The sequence below is a fragment of the Thermogemmatispora sp. genome (assembly GCF_019683635.1).
GTDB lineage: Bacteria > Chloroflexota > Ktedonobacteria > Ktedonobacterales > Ktedonobacteraceae > Thermogemmatispora.
Window position 1 is genome coordinate 1 of record NZ_JADGIA010000008.1, and the last position, 24,450, is coordinate 24,450.

Genomic DNA, 24,450 nt, shown 5'->3' on the forward strand with positions numbered 1-24,450 from the left:
ATGCTCCCTTGCTTTCTCAGGGGAATAATATTCTGTCATATAAATCTACTGAATTTCAATATATAGATCTTAGCGTGTTCGAGGAAAACGGAAGCTGGCCCCATACGGACTTTACAGGCGACCCTGCCAACGGCTGCCCGGCTAGTGGCCTGTGAGCTGGGGCAGAACCGACTTTTGCCATCTGGAGGAGCAGCCTTGTCGGTAGAAAAAGCCGACGGCTAGCGTGGCCTAGCCGCCGGCTTCGAAGGCTCTGGAGGAGATCGCTTCGTGTACCCCTGACCCTTTAATGAGCGTAGAGCGGGCGCCAGACGCCGCCGTGACCCGAGCAGGCGCCTGAGAGGCCGCCCGATTTACTGTACATGCCGTCGCTGCATTCAACTACGTAGCCCCTGCCGTTCCAGAAACTAGCAATGCAGTTGAAGTAGCTGCAAAAATCGGCGGGAGGCGAGTAGATGAGGCTGCCATTGGTGGGATCAAAGTTGTAGCCCCAGGGATTGCAATCGACTCCGGGGCAGGGTGTAGGCGTAGGAGCGGTCGCCTCGGTAGGCGTAGGAGTAGGAGTCGGGGTTGGCCTGGGCGTAGGTGTAGGTGAAGGCGTAGGAGTAGGTGAAGGAGTCGGGGTCGGCCTGGGCGTAGGTGTAGGTGAAGGCGAAGGCGTAGGTGAAGGAGTCGGGGTCGGCCTGGGCGTAGGTGTAGGTGAAGGCGAAGGCGTAGGTGAAGGAGTCGGGGTCGGTGAGGGTGTAGGCGAAGGTGTAGGCGTGGGTATAGGTGAAGGTGTCGGTGTGGGTGTCGGGGTTGGGGTTGGCCTGGGTGTAGGCGTAGGCGCTCGGGTCGGAGCAACGGTCGTGCCCGGCTTGCGTGCTGTTGGGGTTGGGGTTGCGATGCCGGCGGCGACGGTGCTGCCAGCAGTCGGTGAAGCCGCCAGGGAGACGGCGCGATTCTCCGACGAGACCGTGGGGGAAGCCGGGGACGTGCTCGCCTGAATGAAACTCTGGGTCAGCATACCCGCCATGCAGGAGCAGAGTGCGCAGGCCAGCAGCAATATGCTTCCTCCTACTCCGAAGGCCAGACGCCGCCTCGCTCCCCAGCCGCGCCAGATTTGCAGCAGTGCTCTCCACTGGGTTGCGTTGTCTGCATCAGGATAGTCACGCATGGCCTGGCGCAGGTAGACCAGGGGCATAACCACGAGGAGCAAATAGAGCGCCCCTGTCAGCAGCCTGCGCCCCCAACCGCGGGCTGTCCATCCTGCTTCTCCTCCCAAACTCCAGAAACGGGGGCCATCGGTGAGTAGTATCATGATGTTCACAAGCAAAAAAAGGAGTAGGCTCAGGAGGCCAAAAAGCACAATGCTGAGGCTGGCCTCGCTGCCCAGAGTGACGCTGACCAGGCTCGCCGCTAGCGCCAGAAGGGCGGCCAGCCCATATAGCAGGTTGAGAAGCAGCAGCCACCCACCTCGCTGCGGTAGCCGTTGCCAGGGAGTATGCCCTGTCGCGCCAGATCCCTCCGGCGGATACGCTGCTCCTGCCGTCGGCCACGATTGCATACTAGTTCTCCTCTCCTCGGAAGTGCTTGCACGACAATTCCTCTACCATTCGCTCTGCCTGGCACGACAATGACGAAGATATATATGCCCAATATATTGGTAATTGTCAATGAATAAGATATAAGTATTTTTATCTAGTTATTGTAGAGATGAGGAATATTTGTGGTAAGAAGCAATAAGCATGAAAAAACTGTCTTGAGAGCCAGCGGCGTCAGAGCGTCCGCTGCCCAGCTGGTATGTTGTGCTGCCAGGCAGCTATCTGCCTTCTGGGCAGCTCCATGTGTGTGCTGTGTGTAGCACAGAAATGGGCACGATTCTTGCAACCAGGTCTTTCCAGCAGGAAACTGCCTCAGTGGGGAGCAGGGAGGGAAAGGGCAGAAGGAAGAGCGGCCAGGAGGAGAGAGACGCATCTGGACGGTGCAGCTCCCGCCTCCGCTGGAAGGTGAAAGCTGCTATGATTGCCGAAGAGGTTCAACGCATGCAGTGTCTGATGCATGGAAGGAGCCAGAACGCCAGTTCAGGCTATGGTGCCTGGCTGAGGCAGCCGGCACCGACGCGCCTGATCCTCGCGCTACTCTGCTGTGCGCTGTTGCTGGTTCTCCCTGGAGGCTCTGCCAGTGCCCAGGCCCGGCAGCCCTATCGTGTGGCCGCCGATGGACCAGGCGCGCTCTCCTATTTCGACCTGGCGCGCAAGGACTGCGTTGGCACGGCCCGCAATACTACCTCGAAGGTCTGGTTTACCCTGGCCGACGGCGTGCTCAGCGACGTCTATTTCCCCACCATCGATAACACCAATGTCAAGGCCCTGCAGTATATTGTGACCGATGGGCGCACCTTTACCGACCTGCAGGAGCGCGATACCACCTATAGTGTGCAGCTGCTCGACGGGGCGGCGCTGGATTGCCGTGTCATTACCACGGCCCGCAGCGGTCGCTATCGCATCGTCACTGATTATGTGACCGATCCCGAGCGCAACAGCGTCGTGATGCACCTGCGCTTTACACCCCTGGTCGGCAGCCTGAGCGACTATCATCTCTACCTGTATTTCGATCCAACGATCAACGGTAACGGAGGCGGCGGCTCCGCTAACGGCGGAGCTGACAGTGCTCTGATCGATACCTCGACCGGCCAGCCGCTGCCAGTGGCCTTCGACACCAACACCCACAGTAACGCCGCCAATCGCAGCTATGCTGTGCCGGTCTATGCGGCCCTCGCCGCCTCGCGACCCTTCTTGCAGGTGAGCAACGGTTTCCTCGGGGCGGCCAGCGATGGCCTGGTACAGCTTGAGCAGGCCCACACCCTGACGCAGATCTACGACGAGGCCGACAACGGCAACGTGGTGCAGACGGCGCAGCTGGACCTGAGCCACGGCGCCGAGCTAACGGTCGTCCTGGGCTTTGGCACCACGCGCACGGCAGCCCTGCAGGCGGCGCGCGGCTCGCTGACTGTTCCCTTCGCGCGCCTGCGCGCCGACTATGCCGCCGGCTGGCTGCGCTACGATGCCGCGCTGCGTCCGGCTCCGCGCTTGCCGGGCGTCAATGATGAACAATGGCAGACGCTGCGGCGCGAATACTATCTGAGCGCCAATGTGATCAAAGCCTCCGAAGACAAGACCTTCCCCGGGGCCATCGTCGCCAGTCTCGCCTCGCCCTGGGGTCAGGCTGTCTCCGCCGGCGATCCCAACAATCTCTTCTTCGGCTCCTACCGTGAGGTCTTTGCGCGCGACCTCTACGAAGCCTGGACCGGTCTGCTCCTGGATGGCGACCTGCAGACGGCCCGCGATGCGGTCACCTTCCTCTTCTACCGTCAGCAGCGCCCCGACGGCTCGATGCCGCGCAATAGCCTGCTCAATGGGCAGCTGGCTCCCGATTCCTTTGGAACCCAGCTCGATGAGACCAGCTATCCGATCCTGATGGCCTATCAGCTCCAGATGACCGATGCCGATCTCTATCAGCATCACATCAAGCCGGCGGCCTATTTTGTGATGAGCCACGGCCCGGCCTACGGTGTCGAGCGCTGGGAGGAGCAGAGCGGCTACTCACCCTCGACGATTGCCGCCGAAATCGCCGGCCTGGTGGCAGCGGCTCAGCTTGCACGGGCCAATGGCGATGAGGCCAATGCGCGGCTCTGGCTGGGGGTCGCCGACGACTGGCAGCGCTCCCTGGAGCGCTGGACCGTGACCACCAATGGGCCACTGGCCAATCATCCCTACTATATCCGCCTGTCGAAAACGGGTGATCCCAACGCGGCCATTAGCTATAACCTGGGCAACGGTGGCCCGACTCTCGATCAGCGCAGCGTCATCGACGCCGGTTTCCTGGAGCTGGTGCGCCTGGGCCTGAAGCCGGCCAACGATCCTGTGATCGCCGAATCGCTGCCGGTCGTTGACGCCACCATCAAGAGTCAGACGAGCAGTGGCCCGGGCTGGCATCGCTATAACGGCGACGGCTACGGAGATGCAGCCAGCGATGGGCACCCCTGGGCGCCTTCGGGAGTGGGAACGGGCCATGTCTGGCCAGTGCTGGACGAAGAGCGCGGCGAGTACGTCCTGGCCAATGGTGATGTGAGCACGGCGAGCGAGCTACTCGCCACCATGCAGCGCTTCGCCTCGGGGGTGGGCCTCATCCCTGAACAGGACTGGGAGCTGCCCGATCTGGCCCCCTCGCCCTATGGTACCGATCCGACTGTGGCCTCCATCGGCTTCCAGAACGGTCATCCTGCAGGCTCGGCCTCGCCGCTGACCTGGGCCGAAGGGGCCTTTGTGCGCCTCTTCCTCGACCTGGGCGCCCGCACGCTGCTGGAGCGGCCCGCCGCAACCTACGCCCGCTATGTGCTCCAGCACCCGGGCCAGACCACGCTGAGCATCGCCGCCCCCGACGATCTGACGGCGGTCGATGGCTCGCCCGTCACCGTGCGCGGCAGCTCGGCCCCGGGCAATAGAATCTACGTAGCCGGCACCAATACTGATAACAACAGTCAGACAACGCTGGTGAGCACCGTGGCCGCGGCGGACGGTACCTTCAGCGTCCAGCTGCCCATCAGCGGCGGCACCACCGTCATCACCGTTGTCGCTGTCAGTCCGCAGGGGGCCACGGCCCACGCCACGCGCACCATTGTCTGGGACTACACCCCCGGCACCGTGCTGCTCGGCGTCAGCGATCCCGCCGGAGATGACAATGGGCCTGGCAACTACGCCTATCCGACCGCTGCCGATTTCCACGCCGGCGCCTTCGACATCCTGGAATTTCGCGTCATCGATAGCGGCGACACGATTGTCTTCAAGCTCAAGGTGCGCGATCTGACGCCGACCTTCGGCAGTCCGCTGGGGGCCCAGCTCATCGATGTCTATGTGCACGATCCGAACGCCGCTCCTGCTGACACCTCAACGGCCCCGTCGTTCCCGCAGCGCAACTATACCATTGCTGCCACGGCGGCCTGGAGCCGGCTCATCGAAGTCCAGGGCTTTGGGCAGCGCTACATCGATGCCCACGGCACAACCCTGGGCAGCGTCAGCATCAGCGCAAACAGCATCTCGCGTTTTATTACCTTCAGCGTCCCGAAGGCGACCCTGGGCCAGCCTGGACCGGGCTGGGGCTTCACGGTCACCCTGACGGGCCAGGATGGTTTCCAGCCGGACCAGGCGCGGGCTTTCACCAGCACGCCTGGCCCCTATACCTTCGGCGTCTGCGCCACAGCCAGCAGCGACCCGCACTGCACTGTTGATCCGGCTACGGTGCCGAAGGTGATGGATACCCTGACGCCGCCCGGGGTGCAGCAAGCCGACGAGCTGGACTATACGCGCCATCAGCCGGTGGTCTTGCAAGATATCGTCATCCCTTAGCTGTGCTTCTTCCTTCGGGTCGTCCTTTCCTACGGGGGTCATAGAGGCGCTCCTCGGCTCGGAACCCCGGTCCGAGGACTGAGGGGCGCCTGCTCCCCCTCTCGCCGGCAGAATCTCACCCTATCCTGTACAGGTACAGAGCAGTCGGAGCCGTCCCATCCACGCGAGATGAGACGGCTCCGCTGCGTTGCGTAAGGAAGCAATCCCCCTGTACAAGACAGGAAAGGAGCACAGCGTGGAGAGATGAAGCAATCTGCAACGGTGCCTGTGCGGCGCATCTCTCCTGCTGGCTGGCGGCAGCTACTTGCCGGTGAGGGCGCAGTGAGCCGCGCAGCCTGGTCTCAGAGACTAATTCAGGCAGCGATCAAGTCCACTGCCGTCACCAAAACAGTGGCCATCGCGCGTCAGAATGACGACCCTCCGAATGCTAGAGAACTGTGTCAGGGTTGCCGTGATCTCAGCCCGCACGCGCGCATCTGCGCCAATGCCAGGCGAGTTGAGCTGACGGCAGAAGCGCACAGTGGCCGTGCCAGGCTCGCTGCGGCTGCCGCGCTGGTTCAGGGTGAGCGTGAAATCGGGACCACCGATCGGCAGCGGAGCCGTGCAGTTCGAGGGTCCGCTGAGCAGCGTGTTCAGCTCGCTGAAGAGACCGGCACTGCGCTCGCTGGGGGTCGGTCCGGCGATCAGCATTTGCAAAGCAAAGGTGCCCACAGAAAGCGTCGGCGAAGTGCGCTGCACTGGATAGACAGCGGTTGGGTCGCTGGCGACAGAAACAGGGTAGCGCGAGAAGAAGACCTTGATTGGGTAACCTCCTGGTTGGGAGGTGCTGACCGGCTGACCCTGCACCATCGGGGCAGCATTGGCCTGACTTTGGAAATGACCTGCTCCGCTTGTTGGCAGCAGCCAGGCCGCCAGCGCCAGGCTGAGGGCACTGAGAGCAAGCAACAACAGACGCGGCGAGGCAGGGCGCCTTTTGGCTATCTTTCTAATCATTCAATTTTTAGCCTTTAGTTTTTGAGAGATGCTTTAAAAGAGAGTATACATGACAAAACAAGAGATGGATGAGAGATCGCTCCTGCCTCGACCGGGCGAGTGGAGCAGGCCACGACGGACCAGACGCTGTGCGGCCCAGATCTGATAAGAGCTTGCTTCCTCAGTGAAGTATGCCTGTTGGTGCCGGGAGCCAGCAATGGAGCAGCTCACAGTCAGGCTGTGAACTGGATCACACTACTGGCTCCGCTCCTGCCCTGGCCGGCTAGAAGCCATCTGGGTCTGGCTGACTGACTGGGGCGGGGATCGGGTCATCGGCGGCGAATAGCTCGCGCAGATAGGAGTTCAGAAAGACGCCCTGGGGATCAAGCTGGGCACGCAGGCGGCGGAAGTCATGCCAGCGGGGATAGAGGGTCGCCAGCTCCTCGGCGCGGCGCGTGTGGATCTTGCCCCAATGTGGGCGCCCTTCGTAGCGTCGGAAAATGGCCTCCACATGGCGAAAATAGGGCTTATATTCCATCCCTTTGTACATATGCACGGCCACATAAGCCGAGTCGCGCCCATAAGCTGGGCTGAGCCAGATATCGTCTCCCTTCACAAAGCGGCACTCGACCGGGAAATGCACCTTAAAGCGATGCTCATCGATGCAGGCGCGAATCTCCTCAAGCACGGGTCGCAGCTGGTCCGCAGGGACGCTGTACTCCATCTCGACGAAGCGCACCAGACGCGGCGTGGCGAAGATGCGATGAGGATAGTCAATTTCGTCGACGCTGGCCACGCCCAGGGCTGAAATGCGGCTGACCGTCGCTGAAAGAGCCGGCACCAGGCGATTAGCCTCCGATAGCAGCCAGAAGACGCCGTTCTCCAGTACGAGCTGGTTCAGGTTGCTCCACAGGCGGCCCCAGCGGCTGTTCTGGCGGACAGCCTCCTCCGTGGTATTGATCCATTTGGCCTGGACCCAAGGGGTATAGGGGAACCAGAAGAACTCGAAATGCTCGTTTTCCTGGCGATAGCGCTCCAGATTGTTCAGGCAATCCTCCAGCGAGGCGCGGCGCCCAACGTAATGCAGGGGACGGGCCGGCACGACGCGCAGGGTGACCTTGGCGATGACGCCCAGGGTGCCGAGTGAGACCTGGGCCGCTTTAAAGAGGTCGCGGTTCTCCTCTTCGGAGCACTCGATGAGATCGCCGCTGGCGGTGACCAGTGTCAGGGCCACAACCTGAGTGGAGAGTGAGCCAAACTGGATGCCCGTGCCGTGGGTACCCGTGCTGATGGCGCCGGCAATGCTCTGCACATCGATGTCGCCCAGGTTCTCCTGGGCCAGGCCGTGGGCAAGCAGCAGCTCGCCCAGGCGCCCAAGACGTGTACCGGCCAGCACGACTGCCGTACCGCGCTCGCGGTCAACCTTCTCCAGGCCCTGCAAGTGATCAAGGGAGAGCAGGACGTCGTCGCTCTCGACAAGAGGGGTGAACGAATGGCCGGCCCCGGCGACGCGCAGGCGGCGCCCGGCGCGCGCACACTCGGCGACGCTACTGGCTAGCTCTTCCAGGCTCGCTGGTTGGATGATCTCCGGTCGACAGGCAACAGTGCCTGACCAGTTCTGCCAGCTCTCTTTCTCTCCGGCAATCATAGCCTGCTCCTTCCTTCTTGCTTCTCTGCTCTCTCGCTTTCTTTCCGTCTTCCTGGCTGCTCTTCTCCCCATCACTGCCTGAGTGTGGGGATTTCCTATAGTTTAGAAAGGCCGGGGCTGGCAAGGACCTGGGGCTACCTCACAGCCAGTGGCTTCCGGCCCTTCGTAGGTGATGCCTGCTGGGCTGATGCTCAGAGAAAACACTGGCCATCGCCGCGGTAGGTGGTGACCTCGTCAACGATGGCGCCTTTGCTCACCAGCAGCAGGTGAGTGAAGCGTTCGCACAGCTCCCCGGCCTTGGCGTGACGCAGAAAGATCGGATCGCCCAGGGAGAGCGCCACGGGTCCGCTGTAGCGGATGGGAGTCTGGACCTCGCCGGCGCCTTCGGTAGCGATGAGCTGTGCGCCCTGGGGCAGATACGGCTGTGGCAGCTTGTCGGACCCCGCAGCGCCAGAGGCGACGTAGCCCCCGCCGAGGCAGGTATAGATCTGCGGATGTGGGCGGCGCACAATCTCAATGGCGAAGCCTGCCGCCGGCTGATAGCGGAAATCGCGATAGTGATCGAAGAGGGCCGGGCCATAGAAGGCCGAGCCAACGGTGATCTCAGTGACGCTGGCTTCCAGGCGCGTTGTATGCACGCTGCCAGTCCCGCCGCCGTTGACGAAGCGTACCTGGGGGGCATACTCCTTGATCAGGGCCACCAGGGCAGCGCGGCGAGCGGCGATCTCGCCCAACGAGCGGCGCTTGAGCCAGGTCACCAGGGCGTTCTTGAGCGCCTGGCCAGGATAGCGATCTCCCACGCCGGCGATCTGGGCCTCATAGCCCATGATGCCGTCCAGCCAGACATGAGGCGAGGACATGATCCGCTCGATGACCGGGCGCACCTGTTCCGCCGCACGCAGCGGCGAGCGCCAGACGCCGAAGTGCAGACCAGGGAAGTCGACGGCCATGTCAATATCGAGGCAGAGCGGCAGACGCACACCGTAGCGGCGGGCAACGCTCTCGATCTGTTCTACGTGAGCCTGGCTATCGACCATCAGCGTGATGTGGGCCCCATCCGCAGTAGCGCGCGCCACCGCGGCGAGGTCCTCAGCGTGCCAGGTCGGGTAGCCGATCAGTAGATCGTCCAGACCCTGGCGGGCCAGATAGACGGCCTCGCGAGCTGTGAAGGCCATGATGCCCTGAAAGGTCGGCTCGGCGGCCAGAATGCGCTTGATGATGGCAACGCTGCGCAGCGACTTGGAGGCAATGCGCACCCGCGTGCCGCCGGCGCGCTCGCGTGTCAGACGAATGTTCTCCTCCAGCAGGTCCAGGTCTACATAGGCAAAGGGCATTGGACGCCCACGGAAAACCTCGCGGTAATACTGGTAGTCGCGGAGCATGGCTTGCGCCTGCGCAGGGTGGCTCTCAGGCGCGCTGGCCGGGAAGGCGGTGCCGTTACCGTTACTGGTGTCGGGCAAGGCAGAAGGCCGCTCCGCGTCGGCGGTTGGCAAGGATGGCTGGATTTGAGGAGACTGAGGCTCTGTCATTGGCGGTTCCTCCTTGGGCCGGCGAGGCGAGGCGAGGCGAGACGCAACGCGACGCGAGAAGGCGATAGGCAGCGCTCTCCTCTTCTGAAGCTCAGTTCAATCGTAGCATTGTCACCTCGGGGAAATCAAGCGTATTGCTGCCGTGCTGCGATGGCATGGCGGCGGCGCTCTGGACGGAAGGGCTGAAAGCTGTCACAGAACAGAGGTCTGACTCGTCTCCTCTAGTAGAACGAAGAAAAAAATAGAACGCTGTCTTCGGGGCAGGGTGAGGGAGACAAGCCGACGCTCAGCAACTGGGTGACGGTCTCTCCCAATTCCCGATCGGCGGTATAGCCCGTACGCCCCCGCGCTCGCTGTCGCATGGCAGCGCGAGGGCATGACCTGGGGAAGTTCCAGGGCCGACGGTATAGTCCGATAGGAGAAGACTGACGATTGGAAGAGTTCGATCGTTATTATCCTCTACTCTTCGCTACTGCGCGTAGCCTGCTGGGCAGCTGCGATGAGATCGAGGATATTATCCAGGAAAGCTATATCCGCTATGCTACGGCAGCGGCGCAGCAGATAGGCTCGCTACGCGCCTATCTCCTGACCATTGTGACGCGCCTCTGTCTGGATCGCCTCAAGTCAGCCCGCGTGCAGCGCGAGCAGCCCCTTGGCCTCTGGCCGCCGGCTCCGAAGGGAGGGCCGACGGCAGCACCAGAGCCAGAGCCGGAAGAGCTGGTCGTCGAGAGCCTTGAACAGCGTGAGGCCCTGGCGCATGCGCTCTGGCTGCTTCAGGAGCGGCTCAGCCCCGCCGAGCGGGCCGTCTTTCTCCTCCACGAAGCCTTTGCCTGTCCCTATGAAGAGATCGCTCGCCTGCTCAACAGGAGCGCCAGCGCCTGCCGCCAGCTCCTGCATCGAGCCCGTAGCCGGCTGCGCGTCTCCCAGGCCCGTGCACGCTTTAGCGTAAAGCCCGAGGAGCATCGCGCTCTCCTGAACAGCTTCCTGCTAGCGGCCCAGGGTGGCCCAGTGCAGCCCCTGGTTGAGACGCTGCTGCCCGCTGCAGAGGCCCCCGGGATCGAAGCGAAGGCTGCGCTTATACAAGGAGCGACGCCGGTGCCCGCTGCCAGTGAAGAGGAGCCGCTGGCGCTGCCCGCTCTGGAGGAATGCCATGCCTGAAGAGCCAACCATCGTGCTAAGCGAACAGGAGCGGTGGATGATGCAGCGAGCGCTGGCGCTGGCGCGGGCCGTCGAGGGACGTACCAGCCCGCGCCCACCGGTGGGGGCTGTGCTCGTGCGTGACGGGCAGATGGTGGGTCAGGGGGCGACGGCCCCGCCCTATGGGCCACATGCCGAGGCAGAGGCGCTGCGCGAAGCCGGCTCCCATGCTCGGGGGGCCGATCTCTATGTGACCCTAGAGCCGTGCTGCATCGCACTACACACGCCGCCCTGTACCGAGGCCCTCATTGCCGCGGGCGTCCGGCGCGTTGTGGTGGCCGCTTGTGATCCCAATCCTCGCGTCGATGGGCGCGGGCTGCAGCAACTGCGACAGGCCGGGATAGAGGTTGCGCTCCTCGACGAAGACGATCCCCTGGCCCGGCAGGCTCGCGAGCTGCTGCGTCCCTTTGCCACCTTTGTACGTGGCAACCGCCCCTACGTCACCGCCAAGTGGGCAATGACCCTGGATGGGAAGATTGCCGCGCACACGGGAGACGCCTTCTGGATCAGCGGACCGCAGGCCCGTGCCTGGGCCCACGAACTGCGCGATCGCGTCGATGGCATCCTGGTCGGGGCCGGCACAGCGCGCCGCGACGATCCCTTGCTCACCGTGCGCCTGACCACTGACGCACGCCGGCCACGCCTCCAGCCGCCGCGGCGACTGGTCATTACCAGCAGCGGCCAGCTCCCGCCAGAGCTGCGGCTGCTGACAACACCCGAAGCCGGAGAGACCTGGCTGCTGATCGGCGAGCGGGTTCCCGCAGAGCGACGCGCGGCCCTGTCCCGTCCGGGGGTGCGCCTCATCGAGGTGCCTTGCGAGCCGACGGGGCGTGTTGATCTCCGCCAGGCTCTGCAGCGTCTGGCCGCCGAGGGCCTGATACATATCCTTCTGGAGGGTGGGGCAGCCCTCACGGGCAGCGCCTTCGACTGTCGCTGCATCGACCATGTCGCTGCCATCGTCGCGCCCCGGCTGATCGGGGGTGCCAGCGCTCCCGTCCCTCTCGCCGGCCAGGGCCTACCCCGCTTGAGCCTGGCGGCTACGTTGGACGATCAGCGCACGCAGGCTCTTGGCGACGACCTGCTGATCGAAGGCGAGGTCTGCTATCACCCTTCCTCATCCGTCGCTAGAGAAGCGGCGGAGGAGCGAAGAACCTGACGAGAAAGTGAGAAACCAGGCGATGTCAATCAACCAGCTGTTAGAGACAGACGACCTGTGGCTCTCAGTGCCTGCCGCCGTACGCCGACTGCAGGCCGGCCAGATGGTCTTGCTCTGCGACGATGAGACGCGCGAGCACGAGGCCGACCTCTGCCTGGCGGCCCAGTTCGCTACCCCTGAGCGCATCAACTTTATGCTACAGCAGGCGCACGGCCTGCTCTGTGTGGCCCTGGCCGGCGAGCGGCTCGATGTCCTGGCCATTCCCCTGGCCGAGCGCGCTAACGCTCCCCTGCAGGACACCGCCTTTACGGCCTCCGTCGACGCCCGCCGCGGCACTACTACTGGCATCTCCGCGCGCGATCGCGCCATAACCGCTCGTCTGCTTGTCGATCCAACCGCACAGCCGGAGGACTTCGCGCGCCCGGGCCACCTCTTTCCACTGCGGGCCCATCCAGCCGGTACCCTGGGGCGCCGCGGCCACACTGAGGGAGCGGTCGACCTCATGCGTCTGGCCGGCCTGGAGCCAGGGGCAGTCATCTGCGAAGTGCTCGATGAAGAAGGCGAGCCGGCGCGCGGTGCCACTCTACTGCGCTTTGCCCAGCGTCACGGCCTGGGTCTCATTACTGTGGACGCCATTGCCCGCTTCCGCCGCCAGCAGCGCGTCATTCTGGTCAATGAGACGCGCCTGCCGCTGCCTGAAGGCGACTTCCGGCTCCGCCACTATCGCGACACACGCCGGGGGCGCGACTACCTGGCGCTCATTTTGGGAGAGCTTGATCAGGGTGACCTGCCGCCGCTGGTGCGTCTCCATTCGGCCTGCACTACCGGCGAGGTCTTTGGCTCACAGCGCTGCGACTGCCAGGCTCAGCTCAGGCAGGCCCTGGCTCTCATTGGACGCGAAGGGCGAGGTCTGCTGCTCTATCTTCCCCAGGAAGGGCGCGGCATCGGCCTGGCCGGCAAACTGCACGCCTATCGTCTCCAGGACAACGGCTACGATACTGTCGAGGCCAACGAGCATCTTGGCTACCCCGCCGATGCGCGCTCCTACGACGAAGCCGTCGCCATTCTGGTAGATCTGGGCCTGCATCGCCTGCGCCTGCTCACCAACAATCCGGCCAAGCTCCAGGCCCTGCAAGACGCCGACCTCCAGGTCGAGCGTGTAGCGCTAGAGATCCCTGCCAGCCCCGAGAACCGTGCCTATCTCGACACCCGTCGCCGGCGCCTGGGTCATCTCCTCACAGCCTCGACAGAGCCAGGCCCAAACGCGATTGCAGCTATCAAGGCCATCAGTCAGGCGGTAAGCCACAATGGCAGGCGAACAGAGGAGGAGCACCATGTCAGAAGCTATCAGCGTTGAAGAGCGGCCTGACGGCAGAGGGCTGCGCATCGCCCTGGCCGTGGCCCGTTACCACCCGCAGATCACCGGCGCCATGCAAGAGACGGCGCGGCGCAGCCTGATCGCCCACGGTGTGGCCGAAGAGGACATTGACATCTGGCAGGCCCCTGGCTCCTTCGAGCTTCCCCTCCTGGCCCAGGCCCTGGCCGCCAGCCGGCGCTACGACGCCATCATCTGCCTGGGCTGCGTCATGAAGGGCGAAACGCGCCACGACGTCCTTGTCGGCGACGCCGCCGCTCAGGGCATCCAGCGCGTTGCCCTCGACAGCGGCCTACCCGTGATCTTCGGCGTCATCTGTGCCGCCAATCGTCTCCAGGCCCAGGCGCGCATTCCCCGCGCCGCCGAGTGTGCCCTGGCTGCCATCGAGCTAGTCTCTACCCTGCGGCGCGTCCGTCATCCAGGCGCGATGCACGTCTGCCAGCGCGATCAACAAGATATGGTGAGCACCAGCGAAAGGAGCGGCTAAGTCCTCATGTTTACCGGCATCGTCGAAGAAGTTGGCAGCGTCCTGGCGACCGGCGCCACCACCCTGGACATTGCCATACCAGCCACCTGGTCCGACGTCAAACTCGGTGACAGCATCGCCGTTGACGGCGCCTGCCTCACTGTCGTCGCGCGCGGAGAGGACTGGCTGCGTGTGGAACTTATGCCCGAGACCCTGCGTCGCACGCGCTTCGCCTCCCTCATTGCCGACGAAAGGAGCGGGCAGGATGAGCGCGCCGTCAATCTAGAGCGCTCGCTCCCTGTAGGAGGGCGTTTCGGTGGGCATATTGTCCAGGGACACGTCGAAGCGGTCGTCACAGTCCTGAGCACGCGGGAAGAGGGCAACTCGCTGGTCTGCGAGATGGCCCTGCCCGTTGCCCTGCGCCCCTATATCGTTCCCAAAGGCTTTGTGGCCCTCAACGGCGTCAGCCTCACCGTAGTCTCCTGTCTGGAAGATCGCTTTTCCGTTGCGCTCATCCCTTATACAAGAACCCACACCAACCTTGGCCGACTGCGTCCGGGCAGCCTCCTCAACCTGGAAAGCGACATCCTCGGGCGCTACCTGGTTCAGCTTGTGGGCCACTATGCTTTCTCGACTCAGCTCCAGCTCCCAGAAGCTGCGAGCGACGCCCTGGATTGGGTTTTCCCAGAGAGGAACAAGGCGGGTGAGGGCGAGGGCGAGGGAGCAAAACGCCAGGAAGGGTAACGAGGGGAGCAGCCTCCTTGCTGGCTCCTCCCCGCTACCCTTCCAGCCGGGGTGAACGACGCTCGCTATGAGGTGGGTCTGCTAAGTGAACAGCTAGCGTTGGACGAGACGCTATTGCAAGGCGACGGCGAAGACATGCATCCTACCGCCGCTCACCGCTGCCGGCAAGGTCACACTTTTCACGGTTTTTCCCTGCGGCAGGGCGATGCTCACATAGAACAGATAGCACTTCATCTGAACCGGACCGTTGGGACTATTAAAGTAGGGCATGCTCACGGCCTGGGGACTGCCCGGCAGGGGACGAGAGCCGCCGCCGTCCAGGGTCCAATCGCTGAAGGTGATGGGCACGGTCTGCGTTGTCCCATCGGTAAAGGTGATCAAAAGCTGACCACGGGCCACGCCGTGATCGGCAGCCCCGAGCAGGCCGAGCAACTTCGCGCGTGGCTGGTGCTCCACTGGCAGCGTCTGGCCCGCCGCCAGATAGTTATCCGGCTCGCCTGAAAGTACATTGGGCCAGACGAAGACGAAGCCACCTGCAAAGACATGGTCGCCAGGATTGACACCGGCCCGCTGGAGGGCCTGCGCCGAGTAGCTATTGCCTCCCTGATCAAAGTTAGCCGTCGTCGGACGATCGTCGTTGCTGACCCCCACATTGTTGTAAGCAGGGGTCGTGCGTGGACCAGACTGAGCCGGAGCGGGGGCGGGCGAACCGCCGCGCGCAGAAGCGCCGGGCGTCTGCCCCGGCTGGCCTGCACCGGGAGCCGGCGACGGGCGAACCGCTGCAGTCGGCACTGGTATCGCCGAGGCAGTCCCTGAGCCGCTGGCCGGCAGCCCGGTCAGCGAGCGCGGATCAGCTCTTAGATCGCTGGCCGGACGCCGATCCGGTCCCGGCTCCGATTGCGGCCCAGGCCGATTTTGAGGGCCAGGCTGTGTCTGCGGTCCAGGATGAGGCAGGCGCAGCGGCTGGACCGGGTGCGGTTCTAGCTGCTGGGGACTCCCCTCCGTCTGACCTGGGGACGGCGAGAGATGCACCGTTGGCAGCAGGCCATAGATTACCAATGCCTTCCCGCTCGGCACAAAGACCCGCCCGTCGGCTACCGTCGGAACGCTGAATTTCACATACCCCGGTAGGGCGTCGCGCTCGGGACTCTGATCGCTGCTGTACAATTCACGAGCCAGATTGCTGGCATCATAGGCGCGCAGTACCCCGCGGGGATCTACCAGCCAGAGAATGCCCGTTCCGGCGCGGTTGCTGCTGGAGGTCACCACCACGTTTGCACCCGGGAAAGGCAGCTCCTCGGGCGTAGCCGAGACCGGCTGAGACGAGAGGCGGCCATTGATGAGGCGGTAGGCCACCACTGGACGGTTCACACTGGCGAAGTAGACATACTCTCCATCGGGACCGTTCCAGTAGGCAGGTGTACTGAAGAGGCCGCCGATTGTCGTCGGCGGAAACTCCTGCACGATCTGATCCACATCGTTGCGTGCCTGGTGGTTGCAGGCGTCAGCGATGGTGTGGTAGCGGCCCAGGCGATTACGGGCCAGGACATAGATCCGTCCCTCTTTGCCCGAGGCGATCAGCTCGCCGACCGTCGGCAGCAACAAAGGAGCGGCGGAGCCGAGGTCGGCATCGGCATCGTCCAGACAGCGCTCATTGAAGGGCGTGAAATAGTCGACCAGGCGCAGATCGGGCGAGAGCTTCCCCACCGAATCGCCAGCGTTACGACCGTTCAGATGGAGATTAAAGGAGCCATTGCCGCTCGTAAAATAGAGAAAGCCATGCTCATCGGCGGTCAGAGCGCCGCCAGAACCCCAGATACCGGCCCGTGCGCCATCGGGCGTATCGTTAAAGACCGCCATCTGGCGGAAGGCGCTGCCGTTATACTGGTAGCTCATGATCCAGCCGTGGTACGGCATATTATCGCAAAACGAGCCCCAGGCGATATAGATCTGCCCATTGGCCAGCACCAAGGCAGCGCGCTGGCGCTGGAAGCGAGGATCGAACGTGAGCAGACCGCGGCGACTGCCGGCGCCTGTGCCGCGCACGCTCGCCTGGATCGTTACCGGACTGCCCTTGCGCTCCTGGCCGGTGGTGATATCCAGAGCATGGAGGCGATAGACCAGGCGACTGCCCTCTTTAGTGAAAGCCACCACGTAGAGCGTACGAGTGGCGGCATCGATGACCGGCGTACCGGTGATGCCGATCTCGGGCACCAGGTCATTGCAGGCCACGTCGTGGTTTGTCGGAACCTGCGCGCCGCGTCCCAGGAAGCTCGTCCGCCAGAGCAAGGCCCGCTCGGGCCTGGTAGCATCGGCGTCGAAGGCATAGACGCTGTCGTGCTCGGTCGCCACGAAGACCACGTTGCGCACCCGACCCTGAATCGGCAGACTGGGCACATAGAGCGGCTGGGCGTAGACCTGGCCATCGACTGCCAGCGTCAGACGCTTCCCGAAGGTACTGGCATTGACATTGCTCGTTGTCAGCAGCACCTCCGCGGGGTTGTGGCCGCTGTGCCGGTTATTGTACTTGAAGGTCAGCACGGCGGTACCGCTCGCGGGGGCAGCGTAGGCGGCAGGTTGCGACCCGCGGCCTGTGGCCTGCTGGTCGGAGGAGGGCCTCCAGGCCAGCGCTCTGCCGGTTCCGCCGGGTAGCCAGGAGGAAAAGAGCAGGCCCCCGAGTAGCAGCAGGGGCAGTACTGCCGCTACTCGGGGCAACAAGCGAGAGAGGTTGATCATCACGTCTCCTTCACCACTGCAGTGATAAGCAAGCAGGGGCATGGCGTCTACTGCCCGTCGGCGATCAGGAACGGAGTAGCAGCTCTTCCTCTCCTCGTGCTTGCTTGCTTCTTCCTTGCTTCAACTTGCGTCGGTCAACCCTTTGCTGGAGGCGATTTCGTGCGTCTACAATCTGTGGTTACTTGCATCACAGCCCGTACACCGGCTTACTTTCCTCAGAAGCCCAAAGCAGCTTACGCGCTGCTTCCATTACTTATGATACTCAAGACACAAAATGAAAATCAGTATCTCAATCATGATCAATAAATTGACAGGGGCAGGAAGATGATCGAGGTGAAGGACATATGAAATCGTCTGGTTGCTCGCAGGAAGCATTAGCCAAACGTCCTGGAGACTGGTCTGTTGAAAAGGATTTATGCTATCATAACAGAGCCAATCGTCTGAAGAAAGAGGCCTTTCCCAGTCGGCTCGTATTCGTTGCAGGGGCCTCGTTTTCATCCCCTTGAGAGTCCTGGACTATGAACAAAATTGGCAAGTGGCTCCATCTGGCACTGCGGCGCTGGAGGGTGGCCTGTGGGAAGGAACTCTATCCCCCCCCTGAACCGCTACCTCGGGGACGTGCCTTCTGGCTGGCCCTGGGCCTGGTCGTGTTGGCGATGCTCGCCTACAGCGTCTACTTCATCATCTTTGTAACCAGCAAGCAGGATGCTTTTGCCACCAACGGCGAAGACCTGGGCATCATGGACCAGGCGATCTGGAATACTCTGCACGGCGCCATTCTGCATCAGACGATCTGCAATGTACTGACCGATACGAATTGCTATGGGCTGGAGGGTATCAATCGCTTCGCCATTCACTATGAGCCGATTCTCTTTTTAATTGCGCCCCTTTATATTTTTTGGGCTGATCCGAAAACGTTACTGATTCTTCAGGTTCTGGTGGTGGCCACAGGAGCGCTGCCGGCCTTCTGGCTAGCCCGCCTGCGCCTGCGCAACGACCTGGCCGCTGTTCCCTTCGCCCTGCTTTATCTGCTCTATCCTGCGCAGCAGTACGCCGTCGACTATGATTTCCACGCCGTGACGCTGACGCTGGCCTTGCTCCTCTTTACGCTCTACTTTATGTATACCCAGCGCAATGGCTGGTTTCTGGCCTTTGCGATTCTCTCGCTGGCCTGCAAAGAGGAGATTGCCGGGATCATTGCCCTGCTGGGGCTGTGGATGGCGATCTTCCAGCGACGCTGGCGCGTCGGCCTGATTGTCTTTGGACTGGCGGTCGGCTGGACCGCCATCGGCCTGCTGATCGTCCACTACGCCAGTCCGGTTGGTCACTCGCTGCTGGCCTCCCGCTGGTCAGAATATGGGGACTCGCCCGTGGAGGTGGCGCTGAACATCCTGCTGCACCCGCTGCAGGTGATCCGCCAGCATGTGCTGGAGCCGCAACATCGGCTCTACCTGCAGAAACTGCTCGCTCCGGCGGGCTACCTGCCGCTGCTGGCCCCCTGGGTCCTGGTTCTGGCCTCGCCGACACTGGCCCTCAACCTGCTCAGTTCCTCGCCCAACATGTACAGTGGCCGCTATCAGTACAATGCGGAGATCGTGCCGATCCTGATCTTCGCCACCATCGAGGCGACGGTGCTGCTGCTCTGGCTGCTGCGCCGCTGTCTGCGACTGGGCCACGCTCTGCTCGCTCACAAGGGGGGGCCCGCCCTCAGCGCCTTTCCTGTCGCTGCCGAGGGCCAGGGAGAGGAGCGCCCCGCCCGGTCACCGTTGTCGTCGTCGGCACAGCGCTGGTTCGGAACGCAGCCTGCCCCGTTCGCTGGCGGACAGCTCTGGCCCATCCTGCGGGCCCTCTTCCTGTTGCTCCTGCTGAGCTATGTCATGGGGCAGGTTATCAAGGCCACTGCGCGCTACGATGTCTATAGTGCCATGCCCTATGCCGCGGGCTTTATCTGGCCCTCTCAGGATGCTCATGACCGCCTCGCCTATCATTTTCTGCAAGAAATCCCGCCCACAGCTTCGGTCTCGACCCAGACAATGCTAGTCCCCCATCTGAGCGAGCGGCGCAGCATCTATCTCTTCCCCTATGGCGCGGGCTATGCCGACTATATCCTGCTGAATGCTCCGGGCTACTATTATCCCTTCAAGACCTACGCTGACTATGAACACACAGTCGACGCCGTGCTTAGCAGCGGAGAGTATGGCGTGATCGACATGCAGGACGGCTATATCCTGCTCAAAAAGGGCGCTGCTCCCACGGCTAATCAGCAGGCGGTGCACATGGTGGCCCAGTATCGCCACACCGATTGATGCGCTTTTACACAAAGGGCGTCAGGCTCTGCTCGATCTCTTCCCTTCGTCTCTGCCTTGACGCCCTTTTTCTCCCTGACCTATACTAATCAATAATCGATTGTGCCTCTTTGTAGGTGAGGAGCAGCGTCCCGGAATACGGGGCCAATTTCTGCAGGATTTTCGACACCGATGAATATACGTACACCCATTCTTGGCAGACGCGTTCTGCGCGAGGATATCAAAGAATTTCTTATCGATGCCATTGTCAAGGGCCAGTATCGGCCAGGAGAGCGCATCGTGGAGAGCCGTGTGGCGCAGGAGCTGGGGGTGAGCCAGGGGCCAGTGCGCGAGGCGCTGCGCGACCTGGAGCTACTCGGCTTCGTCGTCAGCTCGCCCTATCGTGGCACGCAGGTGCGCAAGGTCTCGCGGCGCGACCTGCTTGAACTCTATCCCATTCGGGCCGCCCTGGAGGGCGTGGCGGCTCGCGCGGCAGCGGTGCGCATTGACGAGGCGACACTGCATCAGCTAGAGGAGCTGCTCGCCGAGATGCGTGATGCGGCGGCGCGCAATGAGCTGCATGCCCAGACGGCAGCCAATATTGCTTTCCACCGCCTGATTGTGCAGGCGTCGGGCAATCGCCTGCTGCTGCAGTACTGGGACAGCATGCAGCTCTACACGACGACCTTTGTGACGGTGGCGATGGCGCAACGTACGCCCCAGGAGCTGGCCGAGCGCCATCAGATCATCATCGAGGCCCTGCGGGAGCATAATCCGCAGCGAGCCGAGCAGGTAATGCGGCGCCATATCGAGGAGGCCGGCGAGTGGCTGCAGGCAGCGCCTCCCTCCGAGGAAGAGCAAGAGCAGGAGTGAGCCGGGCCGGCCAGGGCTTCGGCCTGACTCAGCCCAGCCCAGCGGACAGGTTCACCCTCCTCAGCAGAGGCGACACAGAGGAGGCTGGCCTGTCCGCTGATTCTGTAGTGCTCCGTCAGAGCTGGCGCTGGGCAGCGGTCTCTTCCTGCACCTCTGCGGCGATCTGGCCGGCGAGCTGCTCAGCCGGATGGCTCTGGTCTTCAGGCGCGAGCGCTCCAAGGAGGCGCATCTCGGGCCAGATGAGGGCTACGCAGAGCACTACCAGGATGGTGCCCAGGCCGCCGCCGACGACCGCCAGTACGGGACCGAAGAGCTGGGCCGCCAGGCCCGACTCGAAGCCACCGAGCTTGTTAGAGGCGGCGATGAAAATGGTGTTGACTGCCGCCACGCGCCCGCGCATGTGGTCTGGGGTGCGTGTCATCACCAGGGTGCCACGAATAACCACGCTGATGTTGTCAAGTCCGCCCAGAATGAAGAGCATGAGCAGCGAGAGCCAGAAGGAGCGCGAGAGGCCAAAGACGATGGTGGCCAGGCCGAAGCCCGCTACCGCCAGCAGAAGAGTGCGTCCGGCTCGCGTAAAGGGCGGCAGGTGAGCCAGCAGGAAGGCCACGCAGACAGCTCCAATAGAGGGCGCGGCCTGAAGCCAGCCCAGGCCGGTGGGGCCAACCTTGAGGATGTCGCGCGCGTAGATCGGCAGCAGGGTGGTGGCGCCGCCGAAGAGGACGGCGAAGAGATCGAGTGTGATGGCTGCCAGGATGACCTGGGTGCGCCGCAAGAAGCGCAGACCCTCGGCCAGCGAGCGCAGGGTTCCCTCCTGGCCCTGATCATCGCCCCGAGAGGGAGCCGCGTTGACCGGCTGCAGGCGCAGGAGGGCCAGCAGCACGAGATAGAGGACAATGGCCAGGGCATTGAGGCCATAGACAGGCGTGGCCCCGCGGAAAAGGGCCACCAGGAAGCCGCCCAAAGCCGGCCCAACGACTGACGCAAGCTGCCAGGCGCTGCTCTCCCAGGTGGCGGCATTGGCGTACAGAGCCGCTGGCAGGGTCTGCGGCAGAAGCGCGGCGCTGGCCGGCTCGTTGAAGGCGGTGGCTGTGCCTATGAGCAGCAGACAGCCGTAGATGAGCCAGAGCGGGCCGCGCTGCCAGGAGAGGAGCATCAGCCCCAGGGAGCAGAGGGCAAGAACGGTCTGGGCCAGCATGACCATGCGGCGCCGATTCAGGCGATCCGCCAGATGGCCGGCCAGCAGCGAGAGGCAGAGCACGGGCAGCACCTGTACCAGGCCGACCAGTCCCAGGGCTAGCGCCGAGTGGGTGCGGTCGTACAGCTCCCAGCCAATGGCCACCGTGACCATCTGCTCTCCGATCGAAGAGAGAAAGATGCCAATAAAGAGCAGGCGAAAGTTGCGGTAGCGCAGGGCACGATAGGGATCGTGGCGGGCCTGCGCTGCGCTTTCTTCCGCGAGCGGCTGCCCACTCGCGGTACTGGAGGCGTCGGATGCGCCTCGTTCCGGGTCGAGATCCCTCACTGACATTCCTCGTATCTTGCCAACAGTAGCAGTAGAGTCACTTGTCGCCGTTTTCTTGTCGATTACAACAGTATTCTCTGTCTCTCTTGTTTTGAGGCATAATATGCCTTTTTCGGCTATCACAACCGGGCGGCAAGGCTCCGAATTTTACTATAGCACAGCGAGAGAGACACTTTGCATAGCCAATCCAGCCCTATGCTTTCGGGAAATGAACCAGAGAGAGTAATATTGTCGTGTACCTAGATAGCCTCTGTCCTTCGTGAAGTACGAAGGGCAGGGCACGATTAACTACCGTGACTGACGGTCGTTTGTCGTGTACATAAGTTTTAGACGGAAAGGATTGTGAGTTATGGCAGACATGGCGTATTGTGTCAAGTGCAAAGAGAAGCGGGAAATCAAGGACGCGCATCAGGTGACGATGAAGAATGGTCGGGCGGCGCTACAGGGTACTTGTCCCGTCTGTGGCACGCGCCTGAACCGCATTCTACCTGGTGCGAGCAAGAAATAAGGCCGCGAGGCTCGCGATTCTTCCTGTTGCGGGAAAGCGAGGGGGTGGCCCGACCGGTAGCGTCGCCGCCGCGTAGGAGGCCCTTACGTCCGCCTGCCCTGCTGAGGCAAGACGGGCCGGGGGTGAGCAGCCGCCCACGCCGCGGCGGCGTTTGGTTGGGCTGCTCCCTGCAGGGGAGCGGGCTGCCTGCCTCCCCTTCCTCTCTGGCTGGCCGGCTGGCGCCGTCCGGTGCGGTCCGGCTAAAAGTCGCCGCGGCGAATGCGCTCAAAGAGGGCGCGATTCTCTTCGTCGAGGGCGACCAGCTCAAGATAGGTGCCGCTGCTGGCCAGCGTGTCGAGAAAGGCGAAGCGCGTGCCCTGGCCAGCGATTCCACTCTCAATAATGGCCACTCTCTCCATCTCCTCTGGCTCCGACCCTCCCTGGAGCGCTCGTAGAACCTGCTCAAGATCGTCGACCTCTAGCCCCAGATGGTGCACTCCTGGACCGCGCTGGCGCAGGAACGCGGCCAGGCTATTCTCTCCTTCGAGCGGCTGCATCAGCTCGATCTGCAGAGGACCAGCGTAGCCAAAGGCCACGTTCTGACGGCAGAGCGCCGGCTGCCCGCGATAGGTATAGGCGCGAAACTGGATATCTTCAATGACGAAGAAGCGGGGTACGCCGAGGGTCGCTTGAAAGAAGCGCTGGGCCTCGGCGAGGTCATTGACGGCGTAGGCGATCTGGAACCAGCGTGCGCCTGCCGCTGTCAGGGCGGCGAGGGAAGACGGGGGTTGCTGCCTGGTCATGAGTGTTGGGCCTCTCCTTTTTTATGATGTTGCTGGTGAGTCTTTTGCCATTTTTGCCTGCGCTTTGGCTGGTCAGAGGGGCAAGGCGGGCTGCCGGGATTGACCAGGCTTGTTCGGGAAGATAGCGAAGGTGGCCTCTAGTCTGTTCCCAGCAGTCCGCTGGCTTCCTGTGCGCTGTCTGTGTTTGTGGCTTAGCGCCAATGGATCATTGGCTGGCCAGGAACCGGGCTGCGGAAATAGGGAATGGTTGTTCCGCGCAAGCTGCCAAGATAGACGGTGCGCAGGTCCGGCCCGCCGAAGGTCAGGCTGGCCAGCCAGGGGGCAATGGTGCCGTGGGTGGCTGCCAGGATCTCGGGTGTTAGCGTATGGCTCTCGTAGTGGGCGAAAAGGCGGGCCTGCGTCTCGGGGTTGCTGTCGTCGAGCAGGGTCAGGATCTCGCCCTCGGGGGTGATGGCGATGAGCTGGTCGGTGAAGATCAGCGTCACCCAGAGATTGCCGTAGGCGTCGAAGGCGAAGCCATCGGGAAAGCCGGGCAGGCGCGAGGGACCGTAGATCTCGCGATCGGTCAGGGAGCCGTCGGGTTGGACGCGCAGGCGGCTGATGCGCCAGGCCGTGCTTTCGACAACGTAGAGCCACTCCTCGCGCGCGTCGAAGCGGATTTCATTGGTGCCGCAGAAGCCCTCTGCGACGATACGAATGCCGCGCTCGTCGATGAGGGCGATGTAGCCGTCGGCGGTGCGTGTGTTCAGCTGGTTGGTCCAGGGGTGCTCGCGGGTGTTGACGCTGAGCCAGATACGATTTTTGCTGTCGCGCAAGACAAAGTTGGCCTTACCCAGCGGCTGGCCGTCGATCTCGCGGTAGAGGGTGCGCAGGCGTCCGTCGCGCGTCATGATCTCGACGGCGTCGGTTCCCCAGTTAGCGATGATGATATCGCCGTTCTCGGCGAAGGCCAGGCCGTTGGGCAGCGATCCCTGGGCCTGGACATAGCGCTCTTCGAAGCTGGCGCCGCTCCCCGGGGTCGGCCCTGCACCTGGCTCACGCTCGACCACGGGCAAGATCAGCTGCTGGCTGCCATCGGGGTTGATGCGCATGACGCCGCCGCGGGCATCGGCGACCCAGAGGGTGCCATCGCGCTCGGCCAGAATGCACTCCGGGCGCTGCAGATCCTCGCCGATGGTGCGGATGCTGCTGCGATCGACCTGCCAGTCTTTGAGTGGATTGGCTGAGGACACCATACTGTTGCTCTCCTCTCCTCTCCTTTGCCAGGGTC

At 63.0% G+C, this 24,450-nt stretch carries 17 protein-coding genes; 9 read left to right on the forward strand and 8 right to left on the reverse strand.

Features of this window, described 5'->3' with window-relative positions; genetic code table 11:
• Positions 1 to 473 precede the first annotated feature (473 nt).
• A complete protein-coding gene (locus IRZ31_RS01975; RefSeq protein ID WP_297148987.1) occupies positions 474 to 1,118 on the reverse strand; it encodes a hypothetical protein in 645 nt (214 codons plus the stop codon).
• An 879-nt stretch (positions 1,119 to 1,997) separates the two neighbouring features.
• On the opposite strand from IRZ31_RS01975, the gene IRZ31_RS01980 reads away from it, so the two are divergent.
• The gene (locus IRZ31_RS01980; RefSeq protein ID WP_297148989.1) at positions 1,998 to 5,384 is read left to right on the forward strand and encodes a glucodextranase DOMON-like domain-containing protein; all 3,387 of its coding nucleotides are present in this window, start codon (positions 1,998 to 2,000) and stop codon (positions 5,382 to 5,384) included.
• Positions 5,385 to 5,732: 348 nt separating this feature from the next.
• Here the strand turns inward: IRZ31_RS01980 and IRZ31_RS01985 are convergent, their stop codons facing one another.
• The 3 genes from IRZ31_RS01985 to IRZ31_RS01995 form a co-directional block, all read right to left on the reverse strand.
• Entirely contained in the window at positions 5,733 to 6,377 is a 645-nt protein-coding gene (locus tag IRZ31_RS01985; RefSeq protein WP_297148992.1) for a GerMN domain-containing protein, read from the reverse strand.
• Between the two features lie 262 nt (positions 6,378 to 6,639).
• Positions 6,640 to 8,004: a D-arabinono-1,4-lactone oxidase gene (locus IRZ31_RS01990; RefSeq protein WP_297148996.1), complete on the reverse strand. Its 1,365-nt coding sequence runs from the start codon at positions 8,002 to 8,004 to the stop codon at positions 6,640 to 6,642.
• A gap of 191 nt (positions 8,005 to 8,195) precedes the next feature.
• A complete protein-coding gene (locus IRZ31_RS01995; protein ID WP_363325623.1) occupies positions 8,196 to 9,386 on the reverse strand; it encodes an amino acid deaminase/aldolase in 1,191 nt (396 codons plus the stop codon).
• Between the two features lie 579 nt (positions 9,387 to 9,965).
• Between IRZ31_RS01995 and IRZ31_RS02000 the strand changes: the two genes are divergently transcribed.
• From IRZ31_RS02000 to IRZ31_RS02020, 5 genes are read left to right on the forward strand one after another with little or no spacing between them, the layout of a single operon-like run.
• Entirely contained in the window at positions 9,966 to 10,691 is a 726-nt protein-coding gene (locus IRZ31_RS02000) for a sigma-70 family RNA polymerase sigma factor (RefSeq protein WP_297148999.1), read from the forward strand.
• Positions 10,684 to 11,886, forward strand: a complete 1,203-nt coding sequence (ribD, locus tag IRZ31_RS02005; protein ID WP_297149001.1) for a bifunctional diaminohydroxyphosphoribosylaminopyrimidine deaminase/5-amino-6-(5-phosphoribosylamino)uracil reductase RibD — start codon at positions 10,684 to 10,686, stop codon at positions 11,884 to 11,886. Before IRZ31_RS02000 ends, ribD begins: the two co-directional genes overlap by 8 nt.
• Positions 11,887 to 11,908: 22 nt before the next feature.
• Positions 11,909 to 13,243 (forward strand): GTP cyclohydrolase II, encoded by a 1,335-nt coding sequence (gene ribA, locus IRZ31_RS02010; protein ID WP_297149003.1) that lies wholly within the window; start codon positions 11,909 to 11,911, stop codon positions 13,241 to 13,243.
• Entirely contained in the window at positions 13,221 to 13,748 is a 528-nt protein-coding gene (gene ribH, locus IRZ31_RS02015) for a 6,7-dimethyl-8-ribityllumazine synthase (protein ID WP_297149005.1), read from the forward strand. The genes ribA and ribH overlap by 23 nt, the downstream gene beginning before the upstream one ends.
• Positions 13,749 to 13,754: 6 nt before the next feature.
• Positions 13,755 to 14,471, forward strand: coding sequence for a riboflavin synthase (locus IRZ31_RS02020; protein WP_297149007.1), 717 nt, complete (start codon positions 13,755 to 13,757; stop codon positions 14,469 to 14,471).
• Positions 14,472 to 14,582: 111 nt separating this feature from the next.
• Here IRZ31_RS02020 and IRZ31_RS02025 read toward each other — a convergent pair whose 3' ends face one another.
• Positions 14,583 to 17,207: a hypothetical protein gene (locus IRZ31_RS02025; protein WP_297149009.1), complete on the reverse strand. Its 2,625-nt coding sequence runs from the start codon at positions 17,205 to 17,207 to the stop codon at positions 14,583 to 14,585.
• Between the two features lie 518 nt (positions 17,208 to 17,725).
• Here IRZ31_RS02025 and IRZ31_RS02030 point away from each other — a divergent pair.
• Together IRZ31_RS02030 and IRZ31_RS02035 are read left to right on the forward strand one after the other, a co-directional pair.
• Positions 17,726 to 19,513, forward strand: coding sequence for a DUF2079 domain-containing protein (locus tag IRZ31_RS02030; protein WP_297149011.1), 1,788 nt, complete (start codon positions 17,726 to 17,728; stop codon positions 19,511 to 19,513).
• A 171-nt stretch (positions 19,514 to 19,684) separates the two neighbouring features.
• Positions 19,685 to 20,365, forward strand: a complete 681-nt coding sequence (locus IRZ31_RS02035; RefSeq protein ID WP_297149013.1) for a GntR family transcriptional regulator — start codon at positions 19,685 to 19,687, stop codon at positions 20,363 to 20,365.
• Between the two features lie 115 nt (positions 20,366 to 20,480).
• Here the strand turns inward: IRZ31_RS02035 and IRZ31_RS02040 are convergent, their stop codons facing one another.
• Complete coding sequence (locus tag IRZ31_RS02040) at positions 20,481 to 21,896, reverse strand: MFS transporter (protein WP_297149016.1); 1,416 nt, start codon at positions 21,894 to 21,896, stop codon at positions 20,481 to 20,483.
• Between the two features lie 343 nt (positions 21,897 to 22,239).
• Between IRZ31_RS02040 and IRZ31_RS21330 the strand changes: the two genes are divergently transcribed.
• Positions 22,240 to 22,398 carry a DUF5679 domain-containing protein gene (locus IRZ31_RS21330; protein ID WP_052890408.1) on the forward strand — a complete coding sequence of 53 codons (159 nt, stop codon included), beginning with the start codon at positions 22,240 to 22,242 and terminating at the stop codon, positions 22,396 to 22,398.
• A 239-nt stretch (positions 22,399 to 22,637) separates the two neighbouring features.
• On the opposite strand, the gene IRZ31_RS02045 is transcribed toward IRZ31_RS21330, so the two are convergent.
• A complete protein-coding gene (locus IRZ31_RS02045) occupies positions 22,638 to 23,180 on the reverse strand; it encodes a VOC family protein (protein ID WP_297149018.1) in 543 nt (180 codons plus the stop codon).
• A 191-nt stretch (positions 23,181 to 23,371) separates the two neighbouring features.
• On the reverse strand, positions 23,372 to 24,415 hold the full coding sequence (locus IRZ31_RS02050; protein ID WP_297149019.1) for an SMP-30/gluconolactonase/LRE family protein: 1,044 nt from the start codon (positions 24,413 to 24,415) through the stop codon (positions 23,372 to 23,374).
• Positions 24,416 to 24,450 lie beyond the last annotated feature (35 nt).